This window comes from Cognatilysobacter lacus, assembly GCF_008274655.1.
Classification (GTDB): Bacteria; Pseudomonadota; Gammaproteobacteria; order Xanthomonadales; family Xanthomonadaceae; genus Cognatilysobacter; species Cognatilysobacter lacus.
Window position 1 is genome coordinate 1 of the sequence record NZ_VTRV01000081.1, and the last position, 12,546, is coordinate 12,546.

The following is a 12,546-nucleotide window of genomic DNA, read 5'->3' on the forward strand; positions in this document are numbered from 1 at the left end:
ATCCGGGCATCGCGGTCTGGCTCGGCCATGCGCTCGAAGACGCCGGGCGCGTCGAGGATGCGGCCGACGCCTTCGCACACGCGCACCGCCTGCTGCCAGACGAGCCGATGATCGCCGCCTATCTGCTCGCTGCGCGCCGGCGGCTCTGCGACTGGCGCGATGTCGATGCGTTGTCCGCGCAGGTGCGCGCGGCGGTGCGCACGCGCACAGCGCCTGTCGAGCCTTTCTCGTTCCTCAGCGAGGCGGCGACACCCGCCGAACAGCTCGACTGTGCGCGTCTGCGTGCGTCGATCGTGCGCGGCACGGTGTCACCCCTCCCGCCCGTGGACCGCAACTCGCGAAGCGATGGCCCGGTGCGCCTGGGCTTCCTGTCCAACGGGTTCGGCGCGCATCCGACCGGGTTGCTTACGGTGGCGATGTTCGAAGCGCTGGCGACGCACGCGGGCATCCAGCCGCACGCGTTCGCGCTGAGCGCCGACGATGGCAGCAGCATCCGTCGGCGGATCGCGCAGGCGACGACGCTGCACGACGTCGCACTCCGGCCGCACCGGGCGATTGCCGACGCGATCCGCGCGGCTCGCGTCGACGTCCTGTTCGACCTGCGCGGCTGGGGCGGCGGCGGCGCGCCGGAAGTCCTGGCGATGCGACCCGCGCCCGTGCAGGTGAACTGGCTCGCGTATCCGGGGACGTCCGGCGCACCGTGGATCGATTACGTATTGGCGGATCGCGTGGTGCTGCCGCCGTCACTCGCGCCGCACTTCAGCGAGGCGGTGGTGCGCATGCCGCATGGCTTCCAGCCGTCGGACACCACGCGCGCGCTGCGGCAGGCGCCGCCGCGCGCCGCCTGCGGACTGCCCGACGAAGGCGTCGTGTTCTGCTGCTTCAACAACAGCTACAAGCTGAATCCGGAAAGCCTCGCGCGCGCGTTCCGCGTGATGCACGCCGTGGACGGGTCGGTGCTTTGGCTGCTCTCGGCGCCGGGCCGCGCCGACTACCGTCTTCGCGATGCAGCGCGCGATGCCGGGATCGAGCCCTCGCGACTCGTGTTCATGCCGAAGCAACCGCACCCGGACTATCTCGCGCGCCTGCAGCTCGCCGACCTCTTCCTCGACACCGGCCCCTACGGCGCGCACACCACGGCATCCGATGCATTGTGGGCGGGCTGCCCCGTGTTGACGCGCCCGGGCGACACGTTCGCTTCGCGCGTAGCCGCGAGCCTGCTGGAAACGCTTGGGCTCGATGAACTCGTGGCGCCGGACGACGAGGCATTCGTTGAGATCGCCGTGCGCCTGGGCCGTGACGGCGATGCGCGCACTGCGCTCAAAGCCCGCCTCTTCGACGCACGCGACGCAGCACCCCTGTTCGACATGCCGGCCTTCGCCGCCGCTTTCGTGGACATCGCGAAACGCATGGCGCAGCGCTGGCGCGACGGTCTGCCGCCGGCGCCGTTCGATGCCTAGTCTCCTGCGAGCCGCTTGTTCCGCTTGTAGATCATCTGTCCGACGATCGCCGTGGCCAGCAGGACGATGTTGGTGAACACGAACACGCCGTTGCCCACCAGCCAGCTATAGACGGTGAACCCGATGCTTGCGCAGAGCTGGCCGATGAACAGCCAGCGTGAAACGCCCTGCGTGGTGCGTTCGCGCCACTGCGTATAGACCTGTCGGGCGAGGGTGGCGATGAGGATGGCGGATGCGCCCCAACCGACGGCGTCGGTGAGGTTCATGCGCAAGAAACGTCCGGGATCTGCATGCGACGAGCGTCGCGGGGGACGTGTCGGAACATGGTGAAACGACCGCGATCCGTTCAGCCGACGCTGAACCCGCGCGGCATCGGGGCCTCGTCGACACGTTCTCGCACGACGTGTTCGACGCGTGCGAGCGGCGGCCCATGTGCAAGCCAGCGCGCGAACTGCTCGAGCGCCGCGGGCTCGCCGTGCGCCACCACTTCCACGCACCCATCATCGAGATTGATCGCGCGGCCCGAAATGCCGAGCCGCAGCGCCTCGTGCCTTGCACGCGCGCGGAACGCGACGCCCTGCACGTGGCCGGATACGACGAAGCGTGCCGCGCTCATCCCGACGCCTTCGTCCCGTGTTGCGAGATGGCCTGCTCGATCACCGCGGTCGTCACCGGGCCCAGCACCGTCTTCGCCACGCTCCCGTCCGGCGCGACGATCACCGTCATCGGCAGGCCGCGCGGCGTGTCGAAATCGGCAGGCGGGTTGAACGTGTCCAGGATCGCGATCGGGTACGCCGGCTTGTGCGTGGCGAGGAACGCTTGCATGTCCTTCGCCTCGATGTCCTCGTAGGCCAGCCCGATGACGTCGACCGTGCCCTTGGACGCGAGTGCGGAGAGCTCCGGCATTTCCTTGAGGCACGGCCCGCACCAGGTCGCCCAGAAGTTCACCACCACCCAGCGCCCGCGGTGTTGCGCGAGGTCGTAACGCTTTCCATCGACCAGCGCGAGCTGCAGGTGGGGATGCTGGCGATCGGCCGGCGCCGGTTTCGAAGGAGCCGACGCCGTCTGTGGCGTCGGAGCGTTCGCGGGCTTCGATGCTTGCGGCTGCGACGCAGTGCCGGCTGGCGGGGTCACCCGATCGCCACAGCCTGCGAGTGCGGTCGCGAACATCGCGACGGCGGCGATGCGTCGGATCATGCGGGGCATTTTCAGTTCCATAGTGTGTTGACGCGCCGTTTCAGCAGGTCGCGCAGCGGTACGCGCAGGTCGTCGATCGCGCGGGTGATCGGCGTGCCGAGCGCATCGTCGCGGCAAGGCAGATGGGCCTCGGTGATGGGGATGCGCAGGTTGCAGGCCACGTAGAGCTCGGCGAGCGTGAGCTCGTCAAGGTCGCGCGCTAGCAACCACTCGCCCGATTCGGCGCGCCGAACCACGTTGATCGAGCACAGCTGCGAGAGCATCTGCTGCACCAGCGCGTCGGTCAGCATCGGCTCGTTGCGCTGCACGTCGTCGGTATGCAGGCCCTTGCCGCTCTTGCGCGCCTCCTCGAAGCGCGCGAGCAGGCGCAGCAGGCCGTAGATCTCGTAGCCGTCCGGAAGGCGCTGGCTGACCGGCTGGTATCGGAATGCCGACAGTGACGCAGCGAACGACGCGCCCAGCAGGATCGCCAGCCAGCCGACGTAGATCCACAGCATCAGGATCGGAATGATCGCGAGCTGCTGGTAGATACGTGCATAGCTGTTGAAGCTGCTGAGGTAGACGCCCATGCCCCACTTCGCGGCTTCGAAGCCGAATGCCGCGAGCACGCCGCCGGAGAGCGCATGCCGCCACTTGACCGTGCGATGGGGCACCACGCGGTAGATCGCCGCGAACGCCGCCACTTCGATTCCGATCGGCGCCAACCGCAGCATCAGCGCTTCGAGTGCGTGTCCCGCCCGCGTTGTGAACACGGCGAGTTCGAAGAAGCGCGCGGAAAGCGCCAGGCTCGCGGCCGCGAGCACCGCGCCGAGCGTCAGCACGGTCCAGTACACGAGGAAGCGCCCGATCTTTGGCCGCGCTGCCTTTACCCGCCAGATATTGTTGAACGTCGTCTCGACGCTGGTCAGCGTCACCAGCACCGACACGACCAGCGCGACGACGCCGGTCGCGGTGAGCTTGCCCGTGTTCGCGGCCGCGGTCTTGAGCAGGTACGCCTGCGCGTCGCGCGCGGCACCCGGCACATAGTTTGTGAAAACGTAATCCGCAAGCTGGGAGGACAAAGGCCGCATGGCGTCGAACGCCGACAGCACGCCGAAGACCACCATCGACAGCGGCACGAGCGCGAACATCGTGGTGAACGACAACGCGCCCGCGGCCTGGAACAGGTCGTCGTCGAAGAAACGCTTGCCCAGGAAACGGAAGAACGCGATCGCGCGCGCCCGATCACGCATGCGCGGGCTCAACAGGCTGAGCAGATAAGGCAATTCCATCGCGTCGCAGCCTACCCGATCGACCGGCAAGCGGGTGTGGGATGCGCCAGCCGCGCAGCATCCGCGAGGGTCCGGCACGCGCGGTTCCGTCGGGATTCGTCGTCCACCGGCAGGGACAACGGTGGCCGGCCACCACGAGACAGGCTGCACGCGTGCGCCGCGGCCAGGCAAATCGCGCAAGTCGCCGGGCCTGCGCGTGCTCGCCGGCCGTCTTTGCAACGTCGACGCCCCGGCCCCCCGAGGGCGACGCGCTATCCTCCGCGTCCACCTACGTGAACGCGCCCGATGCCCGACATCCTGATCGTCTACTACAGCCGCACCGGCTCGGTCGCGCGTCTTGCGCGGCACGTAGCGCGCGGCATCGAGGAAGTCGACGGGATGACCGCGCGCCTGCGCACCGTGCCGCCGGTCGCGGCCGTCACTGCGACCGCCGCACCACCGGTGCCGGACGACGGTGCGCCCTACGTCGAAGCGCGCGACGTGCAGGAGTGCGCGGGGCTGCTGATCGGCAGCCCGACGCGCTTTGGCAACATGGCCGCGCCGCTGAAGCACTGGATCGACGGGCTGGGCAGCGAGTGGGCCAGTGGCACGCTCGTTGGGCGGCCCGCGGGCGTCTTCACGTCGTCGTCGACGATGCACGGCGGGCAGGAATCGACGCTGGTGTCGATGATGCTGCCTCTGCTGCACCACGGCTGCGTGATCGCCGGCATCCCGTATACCGAGCCGCGCCTGAGCAGCACGCGTAGCGGCGGCACCCCTTACGGCGCCAGCCACGTGGCCGGCGCGCGCGACGATGCGCCGATCGACGAGGACGAAGCCCATCTTGCGCGCGCCCTCGGCCGTCGCATCGCGATGCTCGCGGCGAGGCTCGCATGAGCCTGCGCGCCGTGCTCATCACCTCGCTTGCCGCGCTCGCCGTTCTGTTCGCGGCGTGGTTTGCCGCGAGCGCCGAGCCGGTGGCATTCGTCGTGTTCGCGCTGCCGGTGCTCGCATGCCTCGGCGGCGTGCTCGCGCGACGACGAACCGCCGGTTTCTGGTCCGGCGTGCTCGCCCTGCTGTGGTTCAGCCATGGCGTCATGGTGGCCTGGACCCGTCCGGGCGAGCGCGCGTACGCACTCGGCGAAGTCGTGCTTTCGCTGCTGATCGTGGCTGCAGCGAGCCTGCCGGGCCTGCGCTCGCGCTTCGGCCGCCGCGGCTGAGCAACGGGCGCGGCCTATAATCGGCGCCCCGAACGGCCGGACCGCACCATGGAATCGCTCTGCATCGTCACGACCGGCGGCACGATCGACAAGATCTACTTCGACGACAAGTCGGACTACCAGGTCGGCGAACCGCAGATCGGCCGAATCCTGCAGGAGCTGGGCGTCGCGTTCCGTTTCGACGTGGTTCCAGTGCTGCGCAAGGATTCGCTGCACATCACCGACGCCGACCGCGAACTGGTGCGCGAGACGATCGCAGCGCAGCCGTCGCGCCACGTGCTGGTGACGCACGGCACCGACAGCATGGTGCAGACGGCGCGGGTACTCGAGTCACTCACGGACCGGACGATCGTGCTGACCGGCGCGCTGAACCCCGCGCGCTTCCGCGGCTCCGATGCGGAGTTCAACATCGGCACCGCCGTGGGTGCCGTGCAGTGCCTGCCACCTGGTGTCTACATCGCCATGAATGGCCGGATCTGGAACCCGGGCAAGGTGCGCAAGAACGTCGACGCGAACCGGTTCGAAGCGCTGGAGTGACAGCGCAGGTTCGCAGCGCGCCATAAACAAAAAGACCCCGGCGCGAGCCGGGGTCTTCGTTTGCGAGCGGCGTGCCGGGCCGAAGCCCGGCACGGTTACATCAGTTGATGGTGCCCTTCAGCGTCACGCCCGAGTAGGCGGCGTAGGCGCGGACGTTCACGTAGTACGTGCCAGCGGTCGGCGCGTTGAACGTGCAGGTCTCGCTGTTGCCGCTCAGGTACGGACGGCAGCTGTACGAGGACGACGTCGGCGCGGAGCCGAGCTTCACGTACATGTCCGCGTCACCGGTGCCACCGGAGATCGTGAACACGACGCTGGTCTTGCCCGACGGCACGCTCAGCGTGTAGTTCGCCGACACGCCACCGGTCGCGACCGACGGCAGGCTGACGCCGACGCCGCTCGTGAGCACCGTCCCACCGCCCGAACCCGTGCTGTAGCTGCCCGTCAGCGTGACGCTGGAGTAGGCGGCGTAGCCGTGCATCAGGACGTAGTAGGTGCCAGCCGACGGCGCCGCGATCGTGCAGGTCTCGGCGGTGGTGCTGCCTTCCGACTTGCAGTCGTTCGTGGTGGTGGTCGGGTTGGAACCGAGCTTGGCGTAGAGGTCGACGTCGCCGGTGCCGCCCGAGGTGACGAACTTGAGGTTCGTGGCGCCGGTCGGGACCACGAGCTTGTAGTACTTGTCGCTACCGCTTGCGCCGGAGATCCCGCTGACCGGCACGCCATTGCTGATGGCCGTCGCCGTACCGCCGCCGCTGCTACCCGAGCAGCTCACGCCGACCGCGTTGAACGCCGCGGTGACGTCGGCCTTGTTCAGACCCAGGTCGGTTGCAGCCGTTTCAACGCCGCAGGCACCCGAGTTGAACGTGCTGCTGGCCGTCCAGTACAGGGCGTTGGCGCGAGCGAACACCTTGAACGCGGTCGGCGTCGACCAGCCAGCCGTCTTCGCAAGCGTACAGAACGCCTTGTTGTAGACGCCCGACGAGTTGTGCACGTCGAGGCTGCTGGTGTAGTTGGCCGCGTTGTCGATCGACGCGCCGTCCTGGGTCGGGTTGCACATGTAGCGCAGCGCGCCGGTCGACTTGAAGATCTCGGTGCCGACGTTGAAGTCGTTCGAGCCCTTCCAGTAGTACTCGGTCGCCTCGCCGCCCATGTCGGAGAACGCCTCGTTCATGCCGCCGGACATGCCGGAGTACGTCAGGTTCGAGTGCTGCTCGGTGAAGCCGTGCGAGACCTCGTGGCCGGCGACGTCGGCGCTGACCAGCGGGTAGAACGTGGTCGCGCCGTCACCGAAGGACATGGTGGAGCCGTCCCAGAACGCGTTCTCGTAGTTCGACGAGTAGTGCACGCGCATCACGAGCTGGAAGGTCAGCGCGTTGTAGCCGGTGTACGCCGGGTACATGTTGGTGATCACGCCGCCGAAGTAGTGGGCGTCGTTGATCGGCGAGTACGCGCCGTTGATCGCCTTGTACGTGTTGCGCGGGCAGGTGTACGAGAACGCGGTGGTGCTCGTCGTGCCGCCGTTGAGGTTCACCGACTTCACGTTGGTGTTGTTCATCGTGCAGGTGCTGCCGGACTGCGCGACGTCGAGGTAGCCATAACGGCCGCCCGAACCCCACTCGTACTGGCCGGTCTTGCTGTTACCGCCAGGGCCCGTGCCGACGAGAGCCGTCTCAAGCCCTTCCCACTTCTTCAGCACGAGGCCGGTGTCGGCGTCGACGATCACGAACGGACGGCTCGGCGAACCGCCGCGGGCGCTGTCGGCGAAGAACGAGGTCACGTAGGCGCGGTGGCCGTGGCCGGCGTCATCCACATAGACCATCAGTTCGGACTTCTCGTTGCGCGTCACCTTGGCGGCGAGGCTCTGGCCGAGGCCGGCATGCTTGCCGATGTCGAGCGCCTGCGCGTTGGAGAATTTCACGGCGCCGGCGGGGATCTCGGCGCCCAGGCCGTCGATCTTGTTGCCGAACATGTTCTTGACCGCGCCCGCCTTCTCGGTGACGACGATGCTCTCGCCGAAGACCGGAACGCCGCGGAAGGTCTGCTGGTAACGGTAGTGCTGCGTGCCGTCATGGTCCTGCACGAAGCCGATCTGGTTCAGCGCCGAAAGCGAGTCGATGCCGATGAGTTCGGCGTGGCGCTCCTTGGCGACCTTCGCGACGCCGAGCGTGGCGGTAGCGGCCTGGTACTGCTGGCCCAGCTTGGCAACCGAAGTCTTGTTGAGATCGGTGCGGGTGGCGGCGCCGGCGCTGCCGGCAGCGAGAGCGATGACGAGGGGGGAGAGCGCCATCAGATACAGGGAGCGGGAATTCGACATCGGAGGAAGGTCCTTGAGGGAGGAGCGACGGGTTGACGGCGAAGCGCCGGGCTGCATGGTTCTGATCAGCGCCGGTCAGTGAGCGGACGCAATCCGTCTGCGCCCGTTCCCGGACGTTGCTACGCCGAGCGGCGCTTCGCACGAAATCGCCAAAAATAATTTGGCCGGTCCGATAAGCGGTTTACGTTACCGACGCTTAGTCGTTGATTAAAAAGGGATTCTTTGAGCTCGGGGCTGGCCGCGTCGCGGCTGCCAAGCTGAACCCTTACTGCACCGCAGCACAGATTTGCGACAGAAGCGTGTCCGGCGCCTCACATTTTTCGCGTTGCCAAGCTGGTCAGGCGACCGTACGTCGGCACGCCAGCAGGTCACAACCGCACGTATTGCAGGCAACGGCGCTTGTCCGGGACGGGTCGCCCAGGAGGCGTCCGCCGCTCGCGGGGGGCGCCCTGCCTCCACTAGACCAGATACGGGAGTGCCATGGGGCGCCACGACCCGGACGGAATCAGAACATCCCGGTCTCGAGGCGGGCGACCTCGGACATCATCGACCGGTTCCACGGCGGGTCGAAGACGAGCTCCACGTCCGCCTCGGCCACGGTCGGGATCAACTCGACCTTGTCGCGCACGTCGGCCACCAGCACGTCGCCCATGCCGCAGCCCGGGGCGGTCAGCGTCATTTCGATGTCGACGCGGCGTTCGCCCGCCCGATCCGGATGCGGCAGCACCTCGACGCGGTAGACCAGGCCCAGCTCGACCACGTTGATCGGAATTTCCGGATCGAAGCACGAGCGCAGCTGGTGCCAGACGAGCTTTTCGACAGCCGCGTCGTCCGCGCCTTCGGCGAGCTCCAGGGGTTGCGGCGGGTCCTTGCCGATCGCATCGGCGTCGCGGCCGGCGATACGGAACAGGTTGCCCTCGACGAAGACGGTGAAGCTGCCGCCGAGCGCCTGCGTGATGTAGCCAACGCTGCCCGCGGGCAGGCTGACCGCCTCGCCCTGCGGCACGAGCACGGCATCGCAGTCGCGCTCGAAGCGGACGGGTTCGCTGGATCGGGAATACATCGGAGCGGTCACCTCGGAACTCGTACCATTCTAGTCCAGCTTCGCGTCGGCACCCTGTCCGGCGGCTATCCTGTGCTGCCGCTCGATGGACGATCCGATGCCGCAAGCCCGCCCTGCCTTCGCCTGGCTGTTGCTGCCGGTGGTAATCCTCGGCTTCGCGGCGCTCTGGGCGCTCGCGGCGCTCTATTCGGGGCGGCAGTGCTCGTTCATGGCGGTCGTCGGCGCGGTAGACGTACTCTGGGTCCTGTCGTTGGCGCCCGCGTCGCGCGTCGGCCCGCGCGCGCTGCTGGCGACGGTGGCCACGGCCGTCCTCGTGCTTCTGGCCAATTGGGCGATCATCGCCGTCAACGTCGGCGCCCCGCTCGGCCTGGGCCCCATCGACGCGATGGACAAGCTGGGCCCGCACCACGCATTGACGCTCGCGCGGCTCGCCAACACCGGGATCGATGCGGTGTGGATCGCGCTGGCGCTGGCCGTCGCGATCGGCGGGCCCGCCCTCAGTGCCCGCCGTCGAGCGCTTTCAACTCGCTGACGATCGCGGACGCCATCTCCGCGCCATCGCCGAACAGCATGCGCGTGTTGTCCGCATAGAAGAGCGCGTTCTCGATCCCCGCAAAGCCGGTGCCGCGACCCCGCTTGATCACCACCACGTTCTTCGAATCGACGACGTCGAGGATCGGCATGCCGTAGATCGGGCTGGCGGGATCGGTTTTCGCAACGGGGTTCACCACGTCGTTGGCGCCGATGACCAGCGCGACATCCGTGTTCTTGAACTCCGGGTTGATGTCGTCCATGTCGGCGATCAGGTCGTAGGGCACGCCGGCTTCGGCGAGCAGCACGTTCATGTGCCCGGGCATGCGACCGGCGACCGGGTGGATCGCGAACTTCACCTTGACGCCGCGCGCGATGAGCTTCTGCGCGAGTTCCCAGATCTTGTGCTGCGCCTGCGCGACGGCCATGCCGTAGCCGGGCACGATGACCACGCGCTCGGCGTATGCCATGAGCGCCGCGACGTCGCCGGCCTCGATCGGCTTCTGGCTGCCGGTGATCTCCTTCGCCTCGCCCGTCGGGCCGAAGCTGCTGAAGATCACGCCGCTGATCGGACGGTTCATCGCTTTCGCCATCAGGCGCGTCAGCAGCATGCCTGCGGCACCGACCATGGTGCCCGCGATGATCAACGCCTCGTTGCCCAGCACGTAGCCTTCGAACGCGACCGCCAGGCCGGTGAAGGCGTTGAAAAGCGAGATGACGACGGGCATGTCCGCGCCACCGATCGGCAGCGTCATCAGCACGCCGACCAGCAGCGCGCCGACGAAGAACGCGATGATCGGCGCGAGTGCGTACGACACCTCACCGGCCGCGTGCGGCAGCCACAGCACCGCGAGCCCGCCGGCGGCGCGCCTCGCCAGGAACACGATCGCATTGAACGCCTGCTGCCCCGGGAACGTGTAGCGCTTGTCCATGCGGCCGTCGAGCTTGGCCCACGCGACGACCGAGCCGGCGAGCGACACGGCGCCGATCAGCGCACCGACCGTCGCCAGCACGACCGCCGTTCGCGACGTCGCCGGCTCGCCGCCCGACAGCCGCAGCAGCTCCACCGCGCCGATCGCCGCGGCCGAGCCGCCGCCCATGCCGTTGTACAGCGCCACCATCTGCGGCATGTCGGTGATCGCCACCTTCTTGCCCGACGTCCACGCCGCGAGCGTGCCGATTACCAGCGCCAGCACGATCAGCGGCAGGTTGTGCAGGCCGGGCAGCAGGAACGTGGCCGCCGTGGCGATCAGCATGCCCGCGCCCGCCCAGCGGATGCCGCTGCGCGCGGTCACCGGCGAGGCCATGCGCTGCAGGCCCAGCAGGAACAGCGTGGCGGCGACGAGATAGCTGATGGATGCGAGCAGCACGCGAACGTCGTCGGCGCCGCTCATGCCTTGGGCTCCGGCTTCCTGGATGGCTTGAACATGTCCAGCATCCGCTCGGTCACCACGTAGCCGCCGGCGGCGTTGCCCGCGCCAAGCAGCACCGCCGCGAAGCCGATCGCCTTTTCGAGCGTGGTGTCGGCGTGCCCCAACACCACGATCGCGCCGATCAGCACGATGCCGTGGATGAAGTTCGACCCGGACATCAGCGGCGTGTGCAGGATCACCGGCACCCGCGAGATGATCACGTGGCCCGCGATCGCCGCGAGCATGAAGATGTAGAGCGCCACGAACCCGTCCGCCATGTTCCCTTCCCCGATGCGCTTCGGGCCATCATAACGACGGCTGAATCATCCCGGGCGATCGTCAACGCCGATCGGGCCGGCGCGTTCCCAACCGTGCTGCGCAGTGCATCCCGGGACGCCGGGCCCCACCGATCAAGGAGAGAACGCCATGAAGAAGATCGTCGCCTACGCCCTGCCCGCACTCATCGCCTTCCTGCCCGTCGCGCACGCCCAGTCGACCGACACCGACCGCGGAGACCGCATCGAGCACCGCCTCGATGCCAAGGGCGACCGCATCGAACACCGCCTGGATGCGCGCGGCGAGCACATCGACCATCGCCTGGACGCCAAGGGCGCCCGCATCGAGAAACGCTTCGACGCACGCGCCGCCCGTGCCGACGCCGCCGGACACGAGAAGCTGGCCGACCGCCTGGAACACAAGGGCGACCTCGCCGACCAGCGACTCGACCGCAAGGGCGACCGCATCGAGCACCGCCTCGACGCGCGCGGCGATCGCATCGACAAGCGCCTCGACCGCAAGGGCGAGCGCATCGACCGTCGCTGGGATCGCCGCCACGGATGAGCGCGTCGATGGCGCAGGTCGCGGCAGCGACGAGCGAGACCGATGAGCCGCAGACACTCGATGCGTTCCTTGCATCGGTCTCGGCCCGCGCGTTCCGCTTCGCCGAGCTCGGCCTGCGCCATCGCGAAGATGCACTCGACGCCGTGCAGGACGCGATGGTGAAGATGCTGGGTTACGCGCAGCGGCCTCCAACGGAATGGACGCCGCTGTTCTGGAGCGTGCTGCGCAGCCGGATCATCGACCTGCAGCGCCGCCGCACGTTCCGCCTGAAGTGGCTCGCGCCGCCGCCGGCGGACGACGAGGGACCGATCGACTGGGCGGATCCAGGACCGGATCCGTCCCGGTCACACGATTCGCGCGAGGCGTACACCCGTCTCGCGCGCGCCCTGCAGGGCCTGCCGGCGCGTCAGCGCGAGGCCTTCACCCTGCGGGTGCTGGAGGAACTGGACGTCCAGACGACGGCACGGGTGATGGGCTGCAGCGACGGCTCGGTCAAGACCCACCTGTCCCGCGCGCGCGACGCCCTATCGAAGCAACTGGAGGATTTCCGATGAGCCGCCCCGACCCCGCAGACGCTTTGGATCAGCGCGTCCGCGACCTGCATGCGCAATCGCTCGACGAGCTGTCCCCGCGCGTGCGGGCGCAACTGTCGCAGCGGCGCCGTGCAGCGCTGCAGGGCACGGCGCCGCGTGCATCGCGCAGCCTGTTGCCGTGGGCCGGTG

General features: G+C 68.3%; 15 protein-coding genes. 7 read left to right on the forward strand and 8 right to left on the reverse strand.

The window, feature by feature from the left end; genetic code table 11:
* Positions 1-1,460: O-linked N-acetylglucosamine transferase, SPINDLY family protein (locus FW784_RS08590; protein ID WP_149352936.1), on the forward strand; the 1,460-nt coding region annotated here is incomplete at its 5' end.
* Here FW784_RS08590 and FW784_RS08595 read toward each other — a convergent pair.
* From FW784_RS08595 to FW784_RS08610, 4 genes are all read right to left on the reverse strand, one after another.
* Positions 1,457-1,726 (reverse strand): SemiSWEET family transporter, encoded by a 270-nt coding sequence (locus FW784_RS08595; protein ID WP_149352937.1) that lies wholly within the window; start codon positions 1,724-1,726, stop codon positions 1,457-1,459. The genes FW784_RS08590 and FW784_RS08595 overlap by 4 nt on opposite strands.
* An 80-nt stretch (positions 1,727-1,806) precedes the next feature.
* On the reverse strand, positions 1,807-2,076 hold the full coding sequence (locus FW784_RS08600; protein WP_149352938.1) for an acylphosphatase: 270 nt from the start codon (positions 2,074-2,076) through the stop codon (positions 1,807-1,809).
* Positions 2,073-2,666 carry a TlpA family protein disulfide reductase gene (locus FW784_RS08605; RefSeq protein WP_187770743.1) on the reverse strand — a complete coding sequence of 198 codons (594 nt, stop codon included), beginning with the start codon at positions 2,664-2,666 and terminating at the stop codon, positions 2,073-2,075. The genes FW784_RS08600 and FW784_RS08605 overlap by 4 nt, the downstream gene beginning before the upstream one ends.
* 2 nt (positions 2,667-2,668) lie before the next feature.
* The gene (locus FW784_RS08610; RefSeq protein ID WP_149352940.1) at positions 2,669-3,928 is read right to left on the reverse strand and encodes a YihY family inner membrane protein; all 1,260 of its coding nucleotides are present in this window, start codon (positions 3,926-3,928) and stop codon (positions 2,669-2,671) included.
* A 285-nt stretch (positions 3,929-4,213) separates the two neighbouring features.
* Here FW784_RS08610 and wrbA point away from each other — a divergent pair, with 285 nt between their 5' ends.
* The 3 genes from wrbA to FW784_RS08625 are packed head-to-tail and all read left to right on the forward strand — an operon-like array spanning position 4,214 to position 5,664.
* Positions 4,214-4,804 carry an NAD(P)H:quinone oxidoreductase gene (gene wrbA / locus FW784_RS08615; protein WP_149352941.1) on the forward strand — a complete coding sequence of 197 codons (591 nt, stop codon included), beginning with the start codon at positions 4,214-4,216 and terminating at the stop codon, positions 4,802-4,804.
* On the forward strand, positions 4,801-5,127 hold the full coding sequence (locus FW784_RS08620; RefSeq protein WP_149352942.1) for a DUF2069 domain-containing protein: 327 nt from the start codon (positions 4,801-4,803) through the stop codon (positions 5,125-5,127). Before wrbA ends, FW784_RS08620 begins: the two co-directional genes overlap by 4 nt.
* Before the next feature lie 48 nt (positions 5,128-5,175).
* Positions 5,176-5,664 carry an asparaginase domain-containing protein gene (locus FW784_RS08625; RefSeq protein WP_149352943.1) on the forward strand — a complete coding sequence of 163 codons (489 nt, stop codon included), beginning with the start codon at positions 5,176-5,178 and terminating at the stop codon, positions 5,662-5,664.
* Positions 5,665-5,764: 100 nt separating this feature from the next.
* Here the strand turns inward: FW784_RS08625 and FW784_RS08630 are convergent, their stop codons facing one another.
* The gene (locus FW784_RS08630; protein ID WP_149352950.1) at positions 5,765-7,951 is read right to left on the reverse strand and encodes a M4 family metallopeptidase; all 2,187 of its coding nucleotides are present in this window, start codon (positions 7,949-7,951) and stop codon (positions 5,765-5,767) included.
* 532 nt (positions 7,952-8,483) lie between these two features.
* On the reverse strand, positions 8,484-9,041 hold the full coding sequence (sufT, locus tag FW784_RS08635) for a putative Fe-S cluster assembly protein SufT (RefSeq protein ID WP_149352944.1): 558 nt from the start codon (positions 9,039-9,041) through the stop codon (positions 8,484-8,486).
* An 85-nt stretch (positions 9,042-9,126) separates the two neighbouring features.
* Here sufT and FW784_RS08640 point away from each other — a divergent pair, with 85 nt between their 5' ends.
* Entirely contained in the window at positions 9,127-9,573 is a 447-nt protein-coding gene (locus FW784_RS08640; RefSeq protein WP_149352945.1) for a hypothetical protein, read from the forward strand.
* Here FW784_RS08640 and FW784_RS08645 read toward each other — a convergent pair.
* Both FW784_RS08645 and FW784_RS08650 read right to left on the reverse strand, forming a co-directional pair.
* Positions 9,539-10,966: an NAD(P)(+) transhydrogenase (Re/Si-specific) subunit beta gene (locus FW784_RS08645; RefSeq protein WP_149352946.1), complete on the reverse strand. Its 1,428-nt coding sequence runs from the start codon at positions 10,964-10,966 to the stop codon at positions 9,539-9,541. The two genes, FW784_RS08640 and FW784_RS08645, sit on opposite strands and share 35 nt — an antisense overlap.
* Positions 10,963-11,262, reverse strand: coding sequence for an NAD(P) transhydrogenase subunit alpha part 2 (locus FW784_RS08650; RefSeq protein WP_149352947.1), 300 nt, complete (start codon positions 11,260-11,262; stop codon positions 10,963-10,965). The genes FW784_RS08645 and FW784_RS08650 overlap by 4 nt, the downstream gene beginning before the upstream one ends.
* Before the next feature lie 148 nt (positions 11,263-11,410).
* On the opposite strand from FW784_RS08650, the gene FW784_RS08655 reads away from it, so the two are divergent.
* Entirely contained in the window at positions 11,411-11,824 is a 414-nt protein-coding gene (locus tag FW784_RS08655) for a hypothetical protein (protein WP_149352948.1), read from the forward strand.
* A complete protein-coding gene (locus FW784_RS08660; protein WP_149352949.1) occupies positions 11,821-12,378 on the forward strand; it encodes an RNA polymerase sigma factor in 558 nt (185 codons plus the stop codon). Before FW784_RS08655 ends, FW784_RS08660 begins: the two co-directional genes overlap by 4 nt.
* Positions 12,379-12,546: the final 168 nt, after the last annotated feature.